Below are 21,246 nucleotides of genomic sequence, written 5' to 3'. Positions count from 1 at the left end.
ACTAAAAAAATTGGGCATCAACATTACCATGCTTAGCGGTGACAAAAGTTCAGTAGTGCAATTTGTCGCACAGAAATTAGGTATCGCGAATGCCTTTGGTGATTTACTACCAGAAGATAAAGTTAACAAAGTAAAAGAAATCAAAGCGCGAAATGAAACTGTTGCTTTCGTCGGTGATGGTGTTAATGACGCACCGGTCGTTGCATTAAGCGATGTCGGTATAGCGATGGGAGGCTTGGGCAGCGATGCCACTATCGAAACAGCCGATGTTGTCATTCAAGATGATAAACCCAGTAAAATCCCCACCGCCATTGCTATCGGTAAACAAACTAAACGCATCGTTTGGCAAAACATTTGCCTCGCATTCGGTGTAAAAGCCATCGTGTTAATACTGGGGGCCGGTGGTTTGGCCACGATGTGGGAAGCGGTTTTTGCTGATGTCGGTGTAGCGCTGCTAGCGATTATGAATGCCGTGCGAATTCAGCGCATGAAGTTTTAAAATAAAGAGTGGCATCTCGGCGAGCTGATATAAATTCGCCATCGCCCCCCTAAACGTAGAGGCAAAAAATAAACGTGAATAATCAAAAAAGTTTCCTTAAACGCATTGCCAGCATTGGCGCAGTATTATTTCTGATTACAGGTTCTGTGTTTGCACAAACCACTACTTCGGGAGATGCAAAGCAGTTATGGCAACTGCTTGATTATGTTGCGGTCGATTACAGTGGAGCTGTCGCCGATGGTGTCATCATCAGCGAGGCGGAATACGCTGAAATGCTGGATTTTACAGAGAATGCAGGCAAGTTTTTACAATCTCTCCCGGAACATGCTTCCAAACCAAATATTGCCGAGAAAATCGCCGAGTTGCGCGCAGCCGTCCTGCGTAAAGAGGCAAGCATCGAAGTCACTCGACTTGCGCATCAGGCAAATGCATCCTTGATAACTGCCTATCCATTTCCAGTCGCTCCACGAACTGTACCCGACCTTGCGCGCGGACAGGCTCTGTATGCAGCGCAATGTGCTACATGCCATGGTGTGAACGGCAACGGTGACGGCCCGCTCGCTGAAAACCTGGAGCCCAAACCGATTGCATTTACAGATCCAGAACGTGCACGCACGCGAAGCTTGATGGCTTTGTATCAGGTGATTTCCCAAGGCGTGGAAGGCACATCAATGGTAAGTTTTAAAGCTCTACCTGAAGAAGATCGATGGGCGCTCGCATTCTATATCGGTACGCTTTCCTACGATGAATCCATGCGCGAACAAGGCAAACATATTTGGAATAGTGAAGAACAAATAAAGGGCCTCTTTGCTGATGTGAACCTGCTAACAACAATCACCGAAGCGGCATTGGCCAAAACAATACAAGAAAGTGACGCTCGCTCCGTCACTGCCTACTTACGAAGCCGTCCCGGTGTTGTAGAAACAAATAAACCGGTTGGTTTGGCATTAGCCCGATTGCGTCTTGCGGAAAGTCTGGCCGCTGCACGCGCAGGAGATCGAAATCTCGCGACGCGTTTGAGCTTGTCAGCATACCTGGATGGATTTGAGCCGCTTGAGCCGATAGTAAATACCCGCAACGGATCTTTGTTGATTGCCGTGGAAACCGCGATGCTCACCTATCGTTCGGCAGTCTCACAAGGAACTATTGAACAAGCTGAGGCGGCAGCGGTTCAACTGGAACAACTTTTTGTGCAAGTCGATGGGCTGATGCAAGAAGCCAAGGCTGACCCCACGACAACCTTTGTTGGTGCGCTCACGATTCTCTTACGCGAAGGTATCGAAGCGTTGTTGATTGTGATCGGCATGATTACATTCTTGAAAAAGACGGACAGGCCTGAAGTGTTACGCCATGTCCATAGAGGGTGGATAAGTGCCTTGCTTGCTGGCGTACTGACGTGGGTGGTGGCAACTTATCTAATAGGCATTAGCGGTGCTAGCCGTGAAGTGACCGAGGGAATTGGGTCAGTACTCGCCGCAGTCGTTTTGCTTAGCGTTGGATTGTGGATGCACCAGAAGAGCAGTGCTGGCAGATGGCAAGATTATTTGAAAGGAAAATTGTCAGCGGCAGTGTCGCAACGTTCAGCATGGGCACTGTTCGCGCTGGCGTTTATCGCGGTGTATCGAGAAGTGTTTGAGACTGTGTTGTTTTATTCCGCACTGGCAGCGGATGGGAATAGCGGCGCATTGGTGGCCGGTTTTTTCACAGCCTTATTGTTATTGATAGTAATTGCATGGGTATTGCTGCGCACAAGCGCACGTATACCTCTGGGAACCTTCTTCTCTTTTACATCCATTTTGGTGGTCGTGCTTGCAGTAGTGTTAATTGGTAAGGGCGTGTCAGCTTTGCAAGAGGCAGGGTGGATAGGCGTGACGCTCATTACGATCCCACGTGTCGAATGGCTCGGACTTTATCCAACACTGGAGACATTTATCTCACAGATAATTGTTGGCCTGATCGCACTGGGAGGCTTCGGTATTAGTTGGGTTAAAACTCGCAATAATATGATCAAATAATTCAAATGAATGGCTTGGTTAAATTAGCGCTATCCTGTCCTTGAAATTACGGGCATAGCGCTAATGCTTCTCGATGAGTTTGGATAAAGGATCTTCGTTGTAATGGAAACAATGATTGATGTAGTTATTATCGGCGGCGGTCAAGCCGCACTTTCAGTGGCCTACTATCTGCGCCGTACTGATTACTCCTTTGTTATTCTGGACGCAGAAGCGTCTCCTGGTGGCGCCTGGCAGCATGGCTGGGATAGCTTGCGTCTCTTCTCTCCGTCCAGTTGGAGTTCGCTATCGGGATGGCAAATGCCACCCACGCAGGAAACTTACCCAAGCCGCGATCAAGTTATCCGGTATCTGGCCAACTATGAATCCCGGTACGAATTTCCGGTGCAGCGTCCGGTGTTGGTCACTGCCGTGAATAACCTTGGCGATCATCTGGAAGTTGTCAGCCAACACCAGACCTGGCATGCGCGTGTTGTGGTCAGTGCCACCGGTACCTGGCGAAATCCGTTCATACCACCTTATCCCGGTATCGATTTATTCCAGGGGCTTCAGCTCCACTCGGCTCACTACCAATCCCCAATACCTTTCCGGGATAAAAAAGTGCTGGTCGTAGGCGGCGGCAATTCCGGTGCACAAATTCTTGCAGAAGTGTCGCGCCTGGCTGATAGCACTTGGGTTACTTCCAGTGAACCGCTGTTTTTACCGGATGATGTGGATGGGCGCGTGTTATTTCAGCGCGCTACGGATCGCTGGAAAGCGCATCTTGAAGGGCGAGAGGTCGATCAACCCGTGGGTGGTTTGGGCGATGTGGTCATGGTGCCACCCGTTAAAGAGGCGCGCGAACGCGGCGTACTGCATTCCGTGCGGACGTTCAAACAGTTCACGGCGACCGGTGTTATCTGGGGCGATGGTTCCGAGACATCGGTGGATGCCGTGATCTGGTGTACCGGATTCCGCCCCGCACTATCCCATTTGCATTCATTGGGCGTAATCAATTCTGAAGGCAAAGTTGATGTTGAGGGTACCCGCTCAGTACACGAACCACGCTTGTGGTTAGTCGGTTACGGCGAGTGGACGGGATTGGCCTCTGCCACGCTTATCGGTGTAGGGCGGACGGCGCGAACTACAGCGGAGGAAATCCAACATTATTTGGCTAAATCTTAACGGAAATGTTACGACTGTCATAAAACCGTAACCTGCCGCTGTTGAAATTGACCCCGGTAAATTTAAACACTGCGAGGATAATTTCATGAAAAAATCATTAGCAATTGCCGCGTTGACTGCGCTCGTTTCAATGTCTGTATTCGCTGGCCCCTACGATAAACCAGGTTTTGTCACCTTTGAAAAAGATGGTCGTGTGTGGGTATTTAAAACGGATTCTGAAGCCTTGAAACAATTTCAGGAGCATGGCGAGCCAGCAAAACAAGTCACATTGATTGGCAAAGGCCCTGAACGAAAAACCCTCAAGACCGATGATATGAAAACCGCAGAAGAATATTTGAAGTTGCTTGCAAAAGCAGAGTAAATCCGGAGTTTAAAAAGCCCGACTATTTGCAAAAATAGTCGGGCTTTTTTTGTTCGGCTTATCACAGAGAAAAATTACGTCGGTGCAACCTGTTTTGGTAACGCCAATGAAATTAACGCTGCCAACGCAATAAAACCGGTCGATACCCACAAACACGCTTCCAGCCCGGCGACCTGATAAACCCAGCCAGATAATAAGGTGCCTATCAAGCGCCCCAAGGCATTTGCCATGTAGTAAAAACCGACATCAAGTGAAACACCATCCGACTTAGCATAATTCACGATCAAATAACTGTGCAGTGATGAATTGATCGCAAACACGGCGCCGAATACCAACAAACCACCAATCAACACTTGAGTCACCGGCAAGCTGGTCGCACTCATGCCCAGTGCAATAGCCGCCGGAATGCCAGTCAGGATGAGTGCCCACAGGAAAGCGTGACTGCCACCTGGAACCTTACCTTGTGCTTTGCCGATAATCAGTGGAGCGATAGATTGGACAATGCCGTAACCAATCACCCAGGCCGCCAGAAAACCGCCCACCCACCAAAAATCCCAGCCGAGCTGGCTGCTTAAAAACACCGGCAAGGCCACTACGAACCACACATCGCGCGCGCCGAATAAAAACAGGCGCGCTGCCGACAAAATATTGATTGCACGGCTTTTGGAAAACAATTCACTGAACTTGGGTTTGTTTTTGGCTTTGCCCAAATCTTTTTTCAGGAGAAGTAAACTTGCCAGCCAAATCACACCCAGGACAGCGGCCATCGCGATCACGGCATTGGTAAATCCCATCAGTGCCAACAATGCGCCACCGAGAAAAAAGCCAACACCTTTCAACGCGTTTTTGGAGCCGGTCAGCAGCGCAACCCATTTAAATAATTTGCCCTGTTGATCGTCCGGTACCAATAATTTGATCGAGCTTTTTGCACTCATTTTGTTGAGGTCTTTGGCGATACCCGAGAGCGCCTGTGCGCCCATGACCCAAATCGGACTGAGCATGATCGTGGGCACCGCCAGCATCAACAGTGCGATAACTTGCAGTGCGAGGCCGATATTCATGGTGCGGTTAAGGCCGATGCGGGCACCGAGATAACCGCCCACTAAATTGGTCACTACTCCAAAAATTTCATAAAACAAAAACAGGGCAGCAATTTGCAGCGGGCTATAACCCAATTGGTGAAAGTGCAACACCACCAACATACGCAGAGCGCCGTCGGTTAAGGTAAATGCCCAATAATTGCCGGTGACAACAAAGTATTGTTTTATCTCTGCGCTCAGCTTGCCAGCCCCGGTAGTTGCCATGTTTATGCTCCTGCGTCCGCAAGGCCGACCAGTTTTGCCAATTCAACCGTGCGGTTGGAATAACCCCACTCGTTGTCGTACCAGGCATAGATTTTTACCTGGGTGCCGTTAATCACCATGGTGGATAAAGCATCCACAATTGACGAGCGCGGATCACCACAGTAATCGGTGGACACCAGGGGGCGCTCTTCATAGCCCAGAATATTCAGCAGTTCGTTTTCACTGGCGGCTTTCAGCAAGCCATTCACTTCTTCAACCGTGGTTGCGCGTTCAACTTCAAAGACACAATCCGTCAGTGACGCATTAGCCAAGGGAACTCGTACCGCATGACCATTCAAACGGCCGCGCAATTCCGGAAATATTTCGGCAATCGCTGTCGCCGATCCGGTTGTGGTCGGAATTAAATTGGAACCGGATGCGCGTGCACGGCGCAAATCTTTATGCGGTTGATCCAAAATGGATTGGGTGTTGGTGAGATTGTGAATAGTCGTAATTGAACCGTGTTTGATACCCAACTTTTCGTGAATCACTTTCACAACTGGTGCCAAGCAATTGGTGGTGCAGGATGCAGCGGTGACGATGCGATGCTCGGCGGGATTAAACAGATGCTGGTTTACACCCATCACAATATTCAGTGCGCCGGTTTCTTTTACTGGTGCGCTCACGACAACGCGCTTAACGCCTTGGTCAAGATAAGCTTGCAATACAGCAACGGTTTTCATCTTTCCACTGGCTTCAATCACCAGATCACAACCCGACCAGTCGGTGTCGGCAATGGCCTTGTTGGTGGTGATGCGAATCGATTTTCCGTTAATAATCAGCGCACCATTTTCTGCACTAACCGCTTCCGGCCAGGTACCCTGTACCGAATCAAATTTCAGCAAATGCGCATACGTTTCCGCATCAGCAGCAGGGTCATTGATTTGCACAAACTCAAACTCTGGCCAATGCCAGGATGCGCGCAATGCCAAACGACCAATACGGCCAAAACCGTTAATACCGACTTTGATTTTTTTCATAATCCAATCCTTTATTCACGTCATTAAATAGAGATTTGTTGTGCGAGCTTGGCGATATATTCCTGATGCGCAGGAACCTGTAGTGCATTGGGGCGAATCGCGCGAACACGTGCGATAACCTCATTAAGTGGAATGCCGCGCTCTAATAAAATTTGCGCTGCGACCAGACCTGTGCGGCCAGAGCCACCTTTGCAGTGAATAGCAATGGTTTTTCCGGCATTGACCAATGCATGAATTTTCTCTCTCGCATTCTTCCATGCATCCTGAAAAAGTTGTTCAGGTGCATGATCATCCTCAATTGGTAAGTGAAACCATTCCAACCCCAACTTTGCACAGAGTTCGGGTAAATCAATCACCGCATTGCGTTGCATTTCCTCTTGGGGCATAAGCGTGAGAATCGCGCTTGCACCCGCAGCGGCTAACTGCTCCAGCGACTGCTGTAAACCCACCTCTTTGGTGCCGGGGCACGGCGTAAACAATAATTGTCCCACTTCATCGTTAATCATAAGCGGCGTGAAGGGATGAGCTAGTGACATAAGGTTTCCTTAAAAATAGATAACAATAAAAATTAAATTTAGGATCGATCAAACCAGTGTTGCGTGCGATTACAAAACGCGACCAGAGATAACATTACCGGCACTTCAACCAGAACACCCACCACCGTGGCCAGCGCTGCACCCGAGTGCAAACCAAATAGTGAAATGGCCACAGCCACTGCCAACTCAAAAAAGTTTGAAGTACCGATCATGCAAGCGGGAGCGGCGATGTTGTATGGCAGTTTCATCGCCTTGGCGGCTACAAAGCTGATCACAAAAATGCCGTAGGTCTGAATCAGAAGTGGAATAGCAATTAAAAAGATGGCTTGAGGTTTGGTCAGAATCGTCTGCGCTTGAAATGCAAATAAGAGCACCACGGTGGCGAGTAAACCAATCACCGACCAGGGTTTACAGGCGGCAAGGAATTGTTGCAATTGCTGGCTGGCGTTGATGCCGGATTTGGATTCCAACCAACGACGAGTCAGCACGCCTGCAATTAGCGGCAAGAGAACATAAAGCACAACAGAAATAATCAGCGTTTCCCAAGGCACATGAATATCGCTGACGCCTAATAAAAATGCACAGATAGGCGCGTAGGCAAAAATCATAATCACATCATTAACTGACACTTGCACCAATGTGTAATTGGGATCGCCCTTGGTCAGTTGGCTCCACACAAATACCATCGCGGTACAGGGCGCAACGCCAAGCAAGATCATGCCCGCGATATATTCCTGTGCCGTTTGTGGATCAACCCAGTCAACAAAAAGCCCTTTAAAAAATAACCAACCCAAGGCGGCCATAGTGAAGGGCTTTATCAACCAGTTGATAACGACGGTTAAGATCAATCCCTGTGGGCGCTGGCCGATATTTTTGATCGCGCTGAAATCAATTTGCACCATCATCGGGTAAATCATCACCCAAATTAAAACCGCAACGACAATATTCACATGGGCAAATTCCAGTGCAGCAATCTGCGCAAATACCGCCGGAAAATAATTGCCGAGAATCACACCGGCAGCGATGGACAATGCAACCCAGAGCGATAAATAGCGTTCAAATAAACCCATATTTTTTGCCTACTTATAAATTTTGCATTAAATAGCCGATTGGTTTACACGTGCGCTCAGTGCTTCCGCTGATTCAACACGCTCTGAGTAGCGGTCTACCAAATAATCGCTGCGGTCGCGCAGGAGCAACGTAAATTTCACCAGCTCTTCCATGACATCCACTACGCGGTCGTAATAGGCAGATGGTTTCATACGATCCTGTTCGTCAAATTCCAGGAATGCTTTGGCAACAGATGATTGATTGGGAATGGTGAACATGCGCATCCAGCGCCCTAGCACACGCAGTTGATTGACCACGTTAAACGATTGCGAACCACCACAGACTTGCATGACGGCGAGTGTTTTTCCTTGTGTGGGGCGAACAGCGCCCATGGTTAACGGAATCCAATCAATTTGCGCTTTAAATACGCCACTCATTGCACCGTGACGCTCGGGTGAGCACCAGACTTGTCCTTCCGACCACAGCACCAACTCGCGCAACTCCTGCACCTTGGGATGGGTATCCGGTGCATCGTCAGGCAATGGCAATCCACTGGGATTAAAGACTCGCGTTTCCGCGCCCAAGTGTTGCAACAGGCGCTCAGCTTCTTCCACCAACAAACGGCTAAAGGAACGTGGGCGGTTAGAGCCATAGAGCAACAAAATGCGCGGTTTGTGGGTGGACATCCTTTCCCGCCCTGAAGACAGGGGCTCGGGTATATCCATCAAATCCGCATTGAGATTGGGTAGCGTCAAATCAGTCATCATCAATTCACCACAGCAGAAGTCAGGGGGTTACTGTCGCATCGAAAAATTACAATTCGCCAATGCCATTTAACGCGGCTTGGAGTTGATCCCGATTAAGGGCAAGCACCTCCAGCGGTAAGGCCAACATCGTATCGATCCGCTGCCGGATGATTGCCACGCACTCGTCAAAAGCAGTGGCAACCTGGTCGGCATTGAGTGCAGCATCACCTCGTGCAAGCTCGGAGGGATCATTCAGCCCCCAGTGCGCGCGTACCGCACGCCCGAGATACAGTGGGCAGGCTTCACCGGCGGCTTTGTCGCACACGGTAATCACGATGTCCGGTTCCAAATCTTCGAATTCATCGGATGATTTGCTGCGCAAGCCAGCTGTGGATACCCCGGCGCGTACCAGCGCCTCAAGTGTCAGAGGGTTAACTTCACCACTGGGGAAACTGCCTGCGCTGTAGGCCGTCCAGCCTTTGGGTGCCATATGGTTAAACAGCGCTTCACTGAGAATGCTGCGGCAGCTGTTATGGGTGCAGAGGAATAAAATTTTCATGGGATCGCCTCCGGAATACCGGTCTGGGAACGGGTTTAGCAGCAACGCTGGGGACGATCTTCCATGCCACACAAACGGCTCACATTGGGCGCGAGCCAGTCACTGTGCGCCTCGCGCATCAGCTTCAAAGTCTTGACCGCCCATGTGGGGAGATCCGGGTGTAAGCGGTAATACACCCATTGGCCCTGACGGCGATCTGCCAACACACCACCGCTGCGCAGTTGCGCCAAATGGCGGGAGATTTTGGGCTGGATTTCGTCCAGGGCGCAGGTCAGCTCACACACGCAAAGCTCTTTCTCACCCGCGACTAGCAGGGCAATTCGCGCACGGGTTTCATCCGCAAGGCATTTACTGAATTGATCCGGGGTCAAGGGCATAACTTAGTTCCGTTTGGTTTTTACCAGCACAAATAACTTAATGCGTTCGTGAATCGCTTGCAGAATATGTTCGAAGGCTTTGGGATCGCTGCTTGCCGAAGGATCTTCAAAGTTCCAGGCCAACACCTCAGCAGGATTTGCCAGCAATTGGCATTCTTGCGCCGCCTTGTCACACAGGGTAATCACAACATCGAAGCGTCGATCAGCAAGCGTCTCCAGTGATTTACTGTAAAGCCCTTCGGTCGAAACCCCGGCTTTTTCCAGTACCTCCAATGCCTTTGGGTTGATCGGTTTGGGATTGGTTCCGGCACTGGCCACTTCAAAGTTCTGGCTATCCGTGTGGCGAAGCAAAGCCTCTGCGATTTGGGAGCGAGCGGAATTGCCGGTGCAAACAAAGAGAACGGGGAGTTTGTAGGACATGATGGTTTAACCCTGTACATATGGAAATCCAAATATACGGATAAACGAATATGATGGCAAGTTTCGATTAATAACAACTGGCCAGCGGTTCAGACGAGGTAGTATTTTTTGTTGTCACTGCTTTTTCAGGCTGGTAAGGTGCGCATTCTTTTCGCCGTAAAAGATTCTTTGTAACCATGACTTCAGATCGTAGCGGTTTAACTCCGCCATAAGGTTTACTCCTCTCCCGCATCGCTTTGAGCAGGCATGATCGCCTGTGTCAGGCGTTTTCTATTGTTTTTCCATCAATTTGTGTTGTGTTAATAGCGTGCAGTGCGCCAAGCGTCCTATTTTTCTGGCGCTGGGGTTTCGTGCATGTGCGTATTTTTATTTGGAATTTGGATGTATCCCATGCTGAAAAAATTGAAACAAACCTGGTTTTCCAACCTGCGCGGGGATTTGCTCGCCGGTATCGTGGTGGCGCTGGCGCTGATCCCTGAGGCGATTGCGTTTTCGATCATTGCGGGTGTTGATCCTAAAGTCGGCCTCTATGCGTCGTTTTGTATCGCAGTAGTCATTGCGTTTGTGGGCGGTCGTCCCGGTATGATCTCGGCAGCGACCGGCGCTATGGCGCTGTTGATGATTACGCTGGTGAAAACCCACGGCCTGGAGTATTTGCTTGCGGCCACGTTACTGACGGGCGTAATACAGATTATTGCGGGGTATTTGCGCCTCGGAGACTTGATGGGCTTTGTTTCGCGCTCGGTGGTGACCGGGTTCGTCAATGCGCTGGCGATCCTCATTTTTATGGCACAACTGCCCGAGCTGACCGATGTAACCTGGCACGTGTATGCCATGACGGCACTAGGGTTAGGTATTATTTACCTGTTTCCCTACATTCCGCGTATAGGCAAAATTCTGCCATCACCCCTGGTGTGCATTATTACGTTAACCCTGATTGCTGTGTTCCTGAAATTGGATATTCGCACCGTGGGTGATATGGGTCAGTTGCCTGACACTCTACCGATATTCCTCTGGCCTGATGTGCCGCTGAATCTGGAAACCCTGTGGATTATCCTGCCTTACTCATTGCCTTTGGCAGTGGTAGGTCTGCTGGAATCCATGATGACCGCCACCATCGTGGACGATCTGACCGATACCAAAAGCAATAAAAACCGCGAATGTAAGGGTCAAGGTGTCGCTAATATAGCCTCTGGTTTATTAGGCGGTATGGCGGGTTGTGCGATGATTGGCCAGTCCATTATTAACGTGAAGTCCGGTGGTCGCACACGCCTGTCCACTCTGAGCGCCGGTGTGTTCCTCCTGATCATGGTGGTATTCCTTTCGGATTTGATTTCCATTATTCCCATGGCGGCACTGGTTGCAGTAATGATCATGGTATCCATTGGCACCTTCAGTTGGTCGTCGATTACCAATCTAAAAAGTCACCCACTTTCTACCAACATAGTCATGATCACCACTGTCGTGGTCGTGGTCGCCACCCACAACCTGGCATACGGCGTATTTGTCGGGGTACTGTTGGCATCGCTATTTTTTGCCAACAAAGTCAGCCATTACATGGCCGTCGAATCCAATCTGAATGACGATGAAACACAACGTACCTACAACGTTTTGGGTCAGGTTTTTTTTCGCTCAGCAGACAAATTTGTCGATTATTTTGATTTCAAAGAAGCCCTGGATAAGGTGGTGATCGATCTCACCCACGCGCATTTTTGGGACATCACTGCTGTGTCCGCGCTGGATAAGGTGGTGATTAAATTCCGTCGGGAAGGCACTGAGGTGGAAGTGATTGGTTTGAACGAAGCCAGCGCCACTATCGTCGATAACTTTGGTGTCCATGATAAACCCGATGCGCTCGACCGCATCATGGGTCACTAATCCTGCACAACAATAACGACCAATTACGAGGGTAACACCATGACACATGTAATCGCTTGTATTGATGATTCCCAAGCTGCTGTTGCGGTCTGCGACTATGCCATTTGGTCCAGTCAGCGGATGGACGCCACACTCAAATTCCTGCATGTACTGGATCACCAGCAATACCCGGCACCGGTGGATCTTTCCGGCAACATTGGCTTAGGTAGCCGCGAGCACCTGCTGGAAGCCTTGGCTGAATTGGATGAGGTTCGGGGTAAGTTGGGTCGTGAGCATGGACAGCACTTGCTCGATGCCGCCAAGCAACGCGCACGCGATGCGGGTATTGAAAAACCGCACTGCTGCCAACGCCATGGGGATCTAACGGAAAGCGTTAAAGAACTGGAAGACAAAACGCGCCTGCTGATCATGGGGCGCCAAGGTGAAAGCTCAGAAAATGCCGCATCACATGTGGGAAGCCATATTGAAAACGTAGTGCGCACCCTGAGTCGCCCAATTCTGGTAACGCCCCGGCAATTTGTTAACCCCGAGCGTTTTCTTATCGCTTACGACGGCAGCGCAACCAGCCGTAAATGCGTGGAGATGATCGCCAACAGTCCGTTATTGAAAGGTTTGGAATGCCACTTGTTGATGGCCAGCCAGAAAACCGAAGAAGTCATCGAACACTTGGGTTGGGCGGAGAAGCAACTCCATTCGGCAGGTTTTCAGGTGGCCAGCAATATAATGCCGGGCGATGTTGAAGATACCATTCTCGATTATTGTTCCAAGCAGAATATGCATTTGCTGGCGATGGGTGCCTATGGTCATTCGCGTATTCGCCAGTTTTTGGTGGGCAGTACAACAACTAGTATTTTGGCGCGCGCAACGATACCGCTACTTTTGTTGCGCTGATTCATCAACGGGTAAACACAACCAAAAAAACAGCCCTTACGGGCTGCAGCACACATATATTGGAAAGCTAAAAAAGAGCGAGGAATATTTTTCGATTTTGGAATTTGATTGTTCATTTCACGAAACTAGCGGATACCGCGATGTCGCTCACCCCAATTACTACGGAAGTACTACTTACACTAGCTCAATCCCAAACCGTTTTACCAGCAACGCAAACAACGTAAAACACACCACAGTGATAGCAATCGAGGCCGCGAGTGTCGGCCAAAATCCGATGCGTGGTAACAGCCAGGGAAAGGCAAGGAACATGGGTAGAGTGGGTACTGCATACCAGAAGGTGTACCAGGCGTGGTTGGCGATTTTTTCTGTGGATTGGTTTTCAACATAAAGCCAGATGAGTGCGAGAATCGTCACCATCGGTAAGGCGGCGACTAAACCGCCTAGCTTATCGCTGCGCTTGGCTATTTCGGAAATTAACACCACAACGGCAGCGGTGATCAGGTACTTGGTAAGTATCCAGGACATGGTTATTTTCCGTTGCGGTATTGGATAAGAAATTACCATGCGGACTTTATTCCGCATGATAATTTAGTTGGCGCGCAGTAGGCTTACTTTAGTTTTTGAAATTCGCCGGTGAAATTGGCATCGTACACAGCCCCATCTTCAGACGATAAAAGTACGTATAAGGTTTTTCCTTCTGCATCATTGGTGGCTGCAACTATGTAGTAGCCATCGCCATTTTTATGCAGCTTTACATTTTTAGCCGGAACTTGAGCCCAGCTGGCAGGCAGTTTTCCAAAGCCAAGACCAGCATCTTTTTCGGTTAATTGCGTTAGTGTTTTTTGGGCAACTACTAACGCTGCTGGTTCGGTGATGTAGGAGTGTTCATGATCATCATGTGCAACGGCCAATTGTGTTGTGCCTAATACACTTGCCAATAATAGTGCTGCTAATTTTTTCATTGCTGTTTTCCTCTGTGATTAAAAATAACGCTTAGTGTGAGTGATAATCTTCGCCGTCATGCGTGTGCATTTCAGGTGTATGTGTTTCGCTTGCATCTGGCTCCGCGCCGAGATTCAAAGGTTTTTTATAGCCTGAAAGTGGTGATTCCGACTTCGCCATATCTTCATGGATATGCGAGTGATCGTCAGCATTGAGTGGAAAGTCGTCCGGGTATTGCGAATGTTGGTACCCGTGTAATTGCATCAACAGTAACAAGCCACCCAGAAACATCAGCAATACGTTAGCGGCTGCACTGAATTTCTGGAAGGATTCGGTTTTACGCCATATGGTCAACAGTACAAACACGATACTCAGCGCAACAATTTGCCCAAGCTCAACGCCGAGGTTGAATGACAGGATTTTGAGCACTAGCCCTTCGTTGCCTAGTGGCAACTGTTGCAAACGGGTAGAAAGACCGAAGCCGTGAATTAGCCCAAAGATAAAGACCATCCAGATCAAACTGGGCGAGCGGGTTTGCAGGTATTTTTTAAAACCATCGAGGTTATCAAACGCCTTGTAACACACGGTAAGTGCGATCACGGCATCAATCAAATAATAATTGGCGGTGATTCCCGCGAGGGTCGCAAACACCAGAGTAATCGAATGACCAATAGTGAATGCCGTGATCAAAACAAGAATGTCTTTGAAACGGGTTAGAAAAAACATCACCCCGAACAAAAACAATAAATGATCGTAACCACTCAGCATGTGGGTAGCGCCCAACCGCAGGTATTCCACATAACCCGCATTTAAAATCCGTGCCTGATCCTCAGCGGACATACCGTGTGCCAATGCAAGACTACTGGCAAAGGTTAAACAAACTAGCAGTAAATATTTCACAATAAATTCCTTACATTTCAAAAAAGATTAGTTGGTCGGTTGCAGATTGCTGTTTGCATTATGGTTTGCATTATTGTTCGGTGACGATGACTCCCGATGCAGTAAACGATAAAGAGCTGGCAGTACGAGCAGCGTTAACAAGGTTGATGACAGTATCCCGCCAATAACCACAGTCGCTAATGGCCGTTGTACTTCCGAGCCTATGCCAGTATTAAATGCCATGGGCACAAAACCCAAACCGGCGACTAATGCGGTCATCAATACCGGGCGCAAGCGCGTGATGGCGCCCTGGATAATGGCATCATCCAAGCCATGGCCTTGCTGGCGCAGGTCGCGAATAAACGACACCATTACCAATCCATTTAATACCGCAATACCCGAGAGGGCAATAAACCCGACGGCGGCTGAAATCGAGAAAGGAATATCGCGCAGTAACAGTGCTAATAATCCTCCAGTCAATGCGAGTGGCACGCCGGAAAAAATAATCAGCGCATCTTTCCATGAACCTAATGCCATTACTAGCAGTGCGAGAATCAACACCAGTGTGACCGGTACGACTAACGACAAACGCTTTGATGCGGATTGTAATTGTTGATAGGTGCCACCGTATTCGATCCAGTAACCCGCAGGAAGTTCGACCTCTTCCTCGATAGTGTTACGCACCTGTTCGACAAACGAACCCAGATCCTGACCGCGCACGTTAGCGGTTACCACGATGCGACGTTTGCCATTTTCACGGTAGATTTGGTTGTAACCAATAGTCTGTTCAAAATCGACCAACTCACCCAGTGGCACATAATCCTGATTCGCCAAGGCGATTGGCAAATTGGCCATGCTGTCCATATCGCTGCGCAATTGCTCCGGCAAACGCACAACGATATTGCTGCGTCTATCGCCCTCGTAAAATTGCGCCGCGACTTGCCCACCAAAGGCGGTGGCAATGGTGTCTTGTAATTGTTCCAGGGTCACACCGTAACGCGCCATGATTTCCAGTCGCGGTTGGAGGCTGAGCATAGGAAGGCCGGTGGCTTGTTCGAGTGATACATCCGCCGCACCGGCAATACCGGTGATGGCATTTTCAATCGCCTCGCCAACTGCCAGTAATTGATCAAAATCATCACCAAACACTTTGATCGCCAATTCGGCGCGCACACCGGCGAGCAACTCGTTAAAGCGCATTTGGATGGGCTGCAAAAATTCGTAGCGGTTGCCGGGGATGGGGGTTACCAATGCTTCAAGTTCTGTCACAACTTGCGCCTTGCTTTTGTTTGGATCGGGCCATTCGCTGCGCGGTTTTAAAATAATAAAGTTGTCGGCCACACTCGGCGGCATAGGGTCAGTTGCCACCTCTGCCGTACCAATCTTGGCAAAGATGCGTTCAACTTCAGGCATGGTTTGAATTTTATCTTCAAGTACTTTTTGAAAGTCCAATGCTTGTGTGAGTGAGGTGCCGGGAATGCGCAGGGCATGCATGGCGATATCACCTTCATCCAGATTGGGAATAAATTCGCTGCCCAATCGACTCGATAAAAACCCGCATAGCACCACAAAAATCGCCGCAATACTCACTACACCGACACGCCATTTGATGGAATGTTGCAGCAGCGGTTGATAAAAAGAAGACGCGCGCTCCATAATTTTGTTGTGACTCTCTTTCATCGGCTTTTTAAACAGGATGGCGACCGCCGCAGGCACAAAGGTAATCGACAAAATCATTGCACTCACCAGCGCAATAATCACGGTAATGGCCATGGGGTGGAACATTTTTCCTTCGACGCCCGTGAGCGCAAAAATCGGCAAATACACAGCGGTGATAATAAAGACACCGAATAACGCCGGGCGAATCACTTCGCGTGTTGCGTCAAATACCAGTGCAAGCCGTTCGTTAAGTGTCAGTGTTTGTCTACGGCTCGCTTCACTCAATCGGCGCAAACAATTCTCCACAATAATCACCGCACCATCGACGATCAAACCAAAATCCAGCGCGCCTAGGCTCATCAGGTTTGCACTCACCTGGCTTTGCACCATGCCGGTAATGGTCATCAACATCGTAATAGGAATCACCGCAGCAGTAAGCAGCGCCGCGCGCATATTGCCCAACAAAACAAATAACACCACGATAACCAGCAACGCGCCTTCCAACAGGTTTTTCTGTACGGTATTGAGCGTTTTATTCACGAGGTTGGTGCGATCATACACGGCAGTAGCCGTGATACCTTCGGGCAGGCTGCGCTGGATTTCCGCTAACTTTTCACTGACATTCATCGCAACCGTGCGGCTGTTTTCGCCGATCAACATAAACACAGTGCTCATCACCACTTCGCGGCCATTTTGCGAGGCGGCGCCGGAGCGCAATTCCAAACCTTCTTCTACATTGGCCACATCTTTAATGCGGATAGGTACACCATCTTGTTGATAGAGAAGCGTATTTTCGATATCGGCGAGTGTTTGTGCCTGGCCGGGAACACGCAGCAACCACTGGGCGCCGCTGTGTTCGATAAAACCGGCACCGCGATTATTATTGCTGCGTTCCAGCGCCGCGATCACCTGTTCCTGATTCAGTTTTAACGCGAGCAATTTTTGTGGATCAAGCGCAACCAGAATTTCGCGCTTGTAACCGCCAATCGGGTTGACCTCAACCACGCCGGGTACACGTAGCAATTGCGGGCGGATAATCCAGTCGTGTACCGAGCGCAAATCCGTCGGTGTCACAACTGATCCATCGGCATTGGTCGCGCCTGGTTCAGCATCCACGGTGAACATAAAAATTTCACCCAAGCCAGTCGCTACAGGACCTAATTTTGGCGTGAGGCCTGCGGGCAATTCATCGGCAGCTGAAAGCAAACGTTCGGTGATTTGTTGGCGGGCAAAATAAATATCCGTGCCGTCGTTAAACACCAGCGTAATTTGCGACAAACCATAACGCGACAGTGAGCGGGTGTATTTCAATCCCTTCAAACCGCTCATGGAATTTTCCAGCGCAAAACTTACGCGCTGTTCCACTTCCAGTGGTGTGTAACCCGGCGCTTCGGTATTGATCACCACCTGCACATTGGTAATGTCGGGCACGGCATCAATCGGCAGGCGATTGAAATTCCAGAGGCCGAGCGCGCATACCGCGAGCACAAGGCTGAGAATCAGCGTGCGCCTTTGTAGCGAAAAATTGATAATGGATTCCAACATGATGTTTCCCGTATTAAGTAATGGGTCGAGTGATCGTGCTTTTAGTTATGCCAGCTTAGTGATCATGCGAAGCGCCGGACTTATCAATATCGGCTTTAATCACAAAACTGTTTTCAGTCACATAGGTTGTACCGGGTTCCAATCCGCCAAGAACCTCCACCCAGTCTCCGGCCTCGCGCCCTAACTCCAACATGCGTACTTCGTATTCATCGCCAATTTGTGCGTAGACCACGGTGAAATCGCGGAAGGCTTGCAAGCCACTGCGTTTGACGGCGAGCGGAACTTCATACTCATCAATTTGAATCTGCGCCTTCACCATTGCGCCCAGAGGCAAAGGCTGGTCGAAGGTGACGCGGGCGTTTACCGATTGATTGGTATTGGTTTCCAAAGCGATCTGTTCGATGCGGGATTCAAACGTAGCATCCCCAAACGTCAGCGTGACCGGCGCGCCGGTTTTAACCTTATCCAAGTGCTCGGGAAAGATGGCTAGTTCAACGAAAACGCGGCTGTTATCCAGAATTCTGGCCAATGTTTTACCGCCGGTTTGTTGTCCGGCTTTGGCGTGGAGCGTGGTGATCACGCCTTTGATCGGCGCTTTAACAGTGTAGGATTTCAAGCTCTCGTTACTTTCGACCGTAAACAGCGCTTGTCCCACCTCAACGACTTGCCCAGGAGCGACTTGAACATCGGTCACCACACCATCAAACCGCGCTTGTACATCGCGTTCCAAATTCGGGTGGGGGACGACCTTACCGTAGACGGCGATGGTTTCTTTGAGCAGCGCCGGGCCAGCAATTTCTGTGGCTATTTCCAGCGCTTCAGCAACGGCGGGTTCGATGCGGGTGCGACCTTCAAAACTCTCGTATTCCCAGCGGTGTTGGGTGCCTTTATAGGTCGCTTCGACCGTGACGATAAACGAGTGGGGTTCGTAAATAACCATATCACCGCGCAATGCATCTCCTTGCGGGGCAAAGTTAATCGTATCGATTTTGTTGCCCAAGCGGGTCAAGCGAACTTGCAGGCTGAACTCTGCGGGTGCAATCGGTTTGCCATCCACCAACGCCCAGGCGCGGTATTCGGGTGGCACACCGGTTTCAAAAATAGCGAGTTCGAGGGTAAAGTTTTTGTCGCGCAGCAAGCGACCATTGTGCTCGCCTTTTTCGACGGCGGGCGCTTCAGCGGCATGGCCTGCATTTGCATTAGATCCGGAATCGCTACAAGCGCTAAGGCCACATGCCGCTAATGCCAGGAGCGCCAGGGCGCAGGCACGGTTTTTTATCATCGGGTTCATACAGAGCCTCATATCAGTTTGTAGTGGAATCAGTTGTTGATGTCGCCGCTGCCGGGGCAATCGCCACACCGGTCAAGCGCTCAAGTTCAATCGCCTTGAGGTGTGCAGCAAGGCTGGCCTCAGTCAGCGTATTTTGCGCATCCAGATAATCGCGCTGCACCGCTTGCCATTCGAGATAGCTATAGCGCCCCAAATCATAAGCGCGGCGGGTTTCGTTGAGAGCGGTAGCGAGGGCGGGCAGGATTTCGGTCTGATAGGCATTTACGATATGTAGGCTGTGCAACAACTCTTGATGAGTCCCGTACAAATTGGTGTCCAGCTGGATCTGCTCGGCTTCACGCTCGGCGCGGTTGAGCGCCATCAAGGCGCGGGCTTCGGCAATACGGCCCTGCTGACGATCAAATACGCCCAGCGGCACTGCAACACCGGCAACCAGCGCTTGGTCGTCAGTGGCGGCGAGGTGTTTTACCCCAGCGGATAATCGCCACTGCGGTTTGCTCTGGGCCTTGGCCAGCGCCAGTTGCGACTCCTCCCAGCGTTCGCTGGTGACGAAGTATTGCAGGCGTGGATTCTGATCGAGACGGCTTTTCAATTCGCTGTAGCTGGCAACCTTGGGCAGCTGGGTCAGTGTTCCTTCCACCGCCGTGAAGTCAACCTGGGTCGCACCCCACTGGGCGGCTAACTGACGCTTTGCCACCAGCAGTTCGTGTTCAATATCCTCATATTCTAGCAACCGGCGCGACAACTCCACCTTGGCCCGGGCGCTTTCAGCGGCGGGTGAGTTACCGGCATTTACGCGCTGATCAATCACTTTCACCACATTGCGGGCAAAATCAATAGCCTGTTCGGCTTGTTGCAAACGGGTTTGCAGGGCGAGTGCAAGCATGTACAAGCGCGCACTCTTGGCAGCGGCATCCAGACGTTGGATATCACGCTCCACCTCCAGCACCGAGGTGCGTGCCTGCGCCGCATTGACCCGCTCACGGCGCTGTTGTCCTTCCAGCACCCAACTGATCCCAAGCGTGGTTTCCGCACTATCCATACCGGTCAATTCACCACTGCCGAAGGCATCTTCAACCGCCAGGGTTAATTCGGGATTCGGTTTTAAACCCGCTTGCTGCACCCGGCCAGCCTGTGCCTCAAACTGGTGACCAAAAGCAACCAGGGTCGGATTTTGTTCCAGGGTTTTGTTAATTGCCTGTTGCAAGCCGAGCGTTTGGGTGGGTTTTGATTGTTTTGCAGCGCTTGATTGTTCCGCAGCGTTTGCAAAGGGGGCAATCAACAGCAGTAGCAGTAGGCCTTTTGGCGCAAAAAACCGATTGCGGATCGGTTTTAAGTGCGTGAGTAGAGGGAAAATCAACATAGTGATGGATTCCAGTGCCGGTAATTAAGGGTGGTAATGCAGAAGGGTTTCGATGCTGTGGTGCAGGCTATTGGCGTAATACATACCAACCGCCACCAGCGCAAAAGTACTCAGAAGAAAAGTGGGGATAGGAAAAGTGCGACCATGATCACTGCCCAATAATTGTTGAATGCGCGCTTCTATTGCGGTGGAGCAAAATCCGCAGGCAGAAAAATCCGGGGCTTGACGTTGATAGCGCAGCGCAAGGCGATTCACTTTGACCAGTGTGGCAGCAACGGTAGACGGATCGCAAAACTGACTGGCCACTTCCGCATCGGCCTGCTGTTCAATCAACAGCTCCAAGGTCGCGTAAAGTTCCTGGCGGGCTGAAGGGATAAATACCGAGATAAGCATCCCGAAAAACGACAAACGCAGCGGGTCGCGCGCACGCTGATGAGCCAATTCATGGCGATACACAATAGCCAGCTCGTCCGCAGTCAATGCACGGTCAAGCGCGCGGCTAATGAGGATTTTGGGGTTCAGCAACCCTAGGGTAAAGGCGTTGGGGATATCACTCTCTACCCGATAACAACCGGTCGCATCGACCTCTGAAAAGGCCAGCAGTGTTTGCAGCTGGTGATGCTGCCGGGATCTACGCCACAACATTGTCAGTAATTTCCAACCAGCAACCGTCGAGAGCAGCAAAACCCCGGCACCTTGCCAACTGAACCAATGGAAGTGACCCTGGAGGGAATGCAGGTGACCATGGTCA

At 50.3% G+C, this 21,246-nt stretch carries 21 protein-coding genes; 6 read left to right on the top strand and 15 right to left on the bottom strand.

The window, feature by feature from the left end:
- From B4E62_RS08110 to B4E62_RS08095, 4 genes are all read left to right on the top strand, one after another.
- A partial coding sequence (locus tag B4E62_RS08110; RefSeq protein ID WP_331351719.1) for an HAD-IC family P-type ATPase occupies positions 1-499 on the top strand: 499 nt, incomplete at its 5' end.
- A 74-nt stretch (positions 500-573) separates the two neighbouring features.
- Positions 574-2,514, top strand: coding sequence for a cytochrome c/FTR1 family iron permease (locus B4E62_RS08105; RefSeq protein WP_331351718.1), 1,941 nt, complete (start codon positions 574-576; stop codon positions 2,512-2,514).
- A 102-nt stretch (positions 2,515-2,616) separates the two neighbouring features.
- Positions 2,617-3,675 carry an ArsO family NAD(P)H-dependent flavin-containing monooxygenase gene (locus B4E62_RS08100; protein ID WP_331351717.1) on the top strand — a complete coding sequence of 353 codons (1,059 nt, stop codon included), beginning with the start codon at positions 2,617-2,619 and terminating at the stop codon, positions 3,673-3,675.
- Positions 3,676-3,760: 85 nt separating this feature from the next.
- Positions 3,761-4,036: a hypothetical protein gene (locus tag B4E62_RS08095; protein WP_331351716.1), complete on the top strand. Its 276-nt coding sequence runs from the start codon at positions 3,761-3,763 to the stop codon at positions 4,034-4,036.
- Between the two features lie 74 nt (positions 4,037-4,110).
- On the opposite strand, the gene arsJ is transcribed toward B4E62_RS08095, so the two are convergent.
- From arsJ to B4E62_RS08055, 8 genes are read right to left on the bottom strand one after another with little or no spacing between them, the layout of a single operon-like run.
- Positions 4,111-5,340: an organoarsenical effux MFS transporter ArsJ gene (gene arsJ / locus B4E62_RS08090; RefSeq protein WP_331351715.1), complete on the bottom strand. Its 1,230-nt coding sequence runs from the start codon at positions 5,338-5,340 to the stop codon at positions 4,111-4,113.
- A 2-nt stretch (positions 5,341-5,342) separates the two neighbouring features.
- Positions 5,343-6,359 (bottom strand): ArsJ-associated glyceraldehyde-3-phosphate dehydrogenase, encoded by a 1,017-nt coding sequence (locus tag B4E62_RS08085; protein ID WP_310071469.1) that lies wholly within the window; start codon positions 6,357-6,359, stop codon positions 5,343-5,345.
- A 23-nt stretch (positions 6,360-6,382) separates the two neighbouring features.
- Positions 6,383-6,895, bottom strand: a complete 513-nt coding sequence (locus B4E62_RS08080; protein WP_310071471.1) for a cyclin-dependent kinase inhibitor 3 family protein — start codon at positions 6,893-6,895, stop codon at positions 6,383-6,385.
- 38 nt (positions 6,896-6,933) lie between these two features.
- The gene (gene arsB, locus B4E62_RS08075; protein ID WP_331351714.1) at positions 6,934-7,965 is read right to left on the bottom strand and encodes an ACR3 family arsenite efflux transporter; all 1,032 of its coding nucleotides are present in this window, start codon (positions 7,963-7,965) and stop codon (positions 6,934-6,936) included.
- A 27-nt stretch (positions 7,966-7,992) separates the two neighbouring features.
- Entirely contained in the window at positions 7,993-8,709 is a 717-nt protein-coding gene (gene arsH / locus B4E62_RS08070; protein WP_331351720.1) for an arsenical resistance protein ArsH, read from the bottom strand.
- Between the two features lie 49 nt (positions 8,710-8,758).
- Positions 8,759-9,250 carry an arsenate reductase ArsC gene (locus B4E62_RS08065; RefSeq protein ID WP_331351713.1) on the bottom strand — a complete coding sequence of 164 codons (492 nt, stop codon included), beginning with the start codon at positions 9,248-9,250 and terminating at the stop codon, positions 8,759-8,761.
- Positions 9,251-9,285: 35 nt separating this feature from the next.
- Positions 9,286-9,627, bottom strand: a complete 342-nt coding sequence (locus B4E62_RS08060) for a metalloregulator ArsR/SmtB family transcription factor (protein ID WP_331351712.1) — start codon at positions 9,625-9,627, stop codon at positions 9,286-9,288.
- A 3-nt stretch (positions 9,628-9,630) separates the two neighbouring features.
- Entirely contained in the window at positions 9,631-10,047 is a 417-nt protein-coding gene (locus B4E62_RS08055) for an arsenate reductase ArsC (protein WP_331351711.1), read from the bottom strand.
- Between the two features lie 390 nt (positions 10,048-10,437).
- Here B4E62_RS08055 and B4E62_RS08050 point away from each other — a divergent pair, with 390 nt between their 5' ends.
- Together B4E62_RS08050 and B4E62_RS08045 are read left to right on the top strand one after the other, a co-directional pair.
- Positions 10,438-11,925, top strand: a complete 1,488-nt coding sequence (locus B4E62_RS08050) for a SulP family inorganic anion transporter (RefSeq protein ID WP_310071487.1) — start codon at positions 10,438-10,440, stop codon at positions 11,923-11,925.
- A 39-nt stretch (positions 11,926-11,964) separates the two neighbouring features.
- On the top strand, positions 11,965-12,816 hold the full coding sequence (locus B4E62_RS08045) for a universal stress protein (RefSeq protein ID WP_331351710.1): 852 nt from the start codon (positions 11,965-11,967) through the stop codon (positions 12,814-12,816).
- A 174-nt stretch (positions 12,817-12,990) separates the two neighbouring features.
- On the opposite strand, the gene B4E62_RS08040 is transcribed toward B4E62_RS08045, so the two are convergent.
- The 7 genes from B4E62_RS08040 to B4E62_RS08010 all read right to left on the bottom strand — a co-directional run.
- Entirely contained in the window at positions 12,991-13,341 is a 351-nt protein-coding gene (locus B4E62_RS08040) for a DUF3147 family protein (RefSeq protein ID WP_310071491.1), read from the bottom strand.
- An 83-nt stretch (positions 13,342-13,424) separates the two neighbouring features.
- Complete coding sequence (locus B4E62_RS08035; RefSeq protein WP_310071493.1) at positions 13,425-13,778, bottom strand: DUF6488 family protein; 354 nt, start codon at positions 13,776-13,778, stop codon at positions 13,425-13,427.
- Between the two features lie 31 nt (positions 13,779-13,809).
- A complete protein-coding gene (locus B4E62_RS08030) occupies positions 13,810-14,658 on the bottom strand; it encodes a HupE/UreJ family protein (RefSeq protein ID WP_310071495.1) in 849 nt (282 codons plus the stop codon).
- Positions 14,659-14,685: 27 nt separating this feature from the next.
- On the bottom strand, positions 14,686-17,841 hold the full coding sequence (locus B4E62_RS08025) for a CusA/CzcA family heavy metal efflux RND transporter (protein WP_331351709.1): 3,156 nt from the start codon (positions 17,839-17,841) through the stop codon (positions 14,686-14,688).
- A gap of 55 nt (positions 17,842-17,896) precedes the next feature.
- Positions 17,897-19,132, bottom strand: a complete 1,236-nt coding sequence (locus B4E62_RS08020) for an efflux RND transporter periplasmic adaptor subunit (protein ID WP_331351708.1) — start codon at positions 19,130-19,132, stop codon at positions 17,897-17,899.
- 13 nt (positions 19,133-19,145) lie between these two features.
- The gene (locus B4E62_RS08015; protein ID WP_331351707.1) at positions 19,146-20,495 is read right to left on the bottom strand and encodes a TolC family protein; all 1,350 of its coding nucleotides are present in this window, start codon (positions 20,493-20,495) and stop codon (positions 19,146-19,148) included.
- 24 nt (positions 20,496-20,519) lie between these two features.
- A partial coding sequence (locus tag B4E62_RS08010) for a M56 family metallopeptidase (RefSeq protein ID WP_331351706.1) occupies positions 20,520-21,246 on the bottom strand: 727 nt, incomplete at its 5' end.

Origin of the sequence: Cellvibrio sp. UBA7671 (assembly GCA_002483145.1) — a bacterium.
Classification (GTDB): Bacteria; Pseudomonadota; Gammaproteobacteria; order Pseudomonadales; family Cellvibrionaceae; genus Cellvibrio; species Cellvibrio fibrivorans.
The sequence above is the reverse complement of the archived record's forward strand: the minus strand, read 5'-3'. Positions and strand labels throughout refer to the sequence as shown.

Bases quoted from the DNA above. Each gene is read 5' to 3' on its own strand.
- B4E62_RS08020 (WP_331351708.1), bottom strand. From the start codon at position 19,132: ATGAACCCGATGATAAAAAACCGTGCCTGCGCCCTGGCGCTCCTGGCA.
- B4E62_RS08050 (WP_310071487.1), top strand. From the start codon at position 10,438: ATGCTGAAAAAATTGAAACAAACCTGGTTTTCCAACCTGCGCGGGGAT.
- arsJ (WP_331351715.1), bottom strand. From the start codon at position 5,340: ATGGCAACTACCGGGGCTGGCAAGCTGAGCGCAGAGATAAAACAATAC.
- B4E62_RS08015 (WP_331351707.1), bottom strand. From the start codon at position 20,495: ATGTTGATTTTCCCTCTACTCACGCACTTAAAACCGATCCGCAATCGG.
- arsH (WP_331351720.1), bottom strand. From the start codon at position 8,709: ATGACTGATTTGACGCTACCCAATCTCAATGCGGATTTGATGGATATA.
- B4E62_RS08065 (WP_331351713.1), bottom strand. From the start codon at position 9,250: ATGAAAATTTTATTCCTCTGCACCCATAACAGCTGCCGCAGCATTCTC.
- B4E62_RS08095 (WP_331351716.1), top strand. From the start codon at position 3,761: ATGAAAAAATCATTAGCAATTGCCGCGTTGACTGCGCTCGTTTCAATG.
- B4E62_RS08040 (WP_310071491.1), bottom strand. From the start codon at position 13,341: ATGTCCTGGATACTTACCAAGTACCTGATCACCGCTGCCGTTGTGGTG.
- B4E62_RS08060 (WP_331351712.1), bottom strand. From the start codon at position 9,627: ATGCCCTTGACCCCGGATCAATTCAGTAAATGCCTTGCGGATGAAACC.
- B4E62_RS08035 (WP_310071493.1), bottom strand. From the start codon at position 13,778: ATGAAAAAATTAGCAGCACTATTATTGGCAAGTGTATTAGGCACAACA.
- B4E62_RS08055 (WP_331351711.1), bottom strand. From the start codon at position 10,047: ATGTCCTACAAACTCCCCGTTCTCTTTGTTTGCACCGGCAATTCCGCT.
- B4E62_RS08085 (WP_310071469.1), bottom strand. From the start codon at position 6,359: ATGAAAAAAATCAAAGTCGGTATTAACGGTTTTGGCCGTATTGGTCGT.
- B4E62_RS08100 (WP_331351717.1), top strand. From the start codon at position 2,617: ATGGAAACAATGATTGATGTAGTTATTATCGGCGGCGGTCAAGCCGCA.
- B4E62_RS08025 (WP_331351709.1), bottom strand. From the start codon at position 17,841: ATGTTGGAATCCATTATCAATTTTTCGCTACAAAGGCGCACGCTGATT.
- B4E62_RS08080 (WP_310071471.1), bottom strand. From the start codon at position 6,895: ATGTCACTAGCTCATCCCTTCACGCCGCTTATGATTAACGATGAAGTG.
- B4E62_RS08045 (WP_331351710.1), top strand. From the start codon at position 11,965: ATGACACATGTAATCGCTTGTATTGATGATTCCCAAGCTGCTGTTGCG.
- arsB (WP_331351714.1), bottom strand. From the start codon at position 7,965: ATGGGTTTATTTGAACGCTATTTATCGCTCTGGGTTGCATTGTCCATC.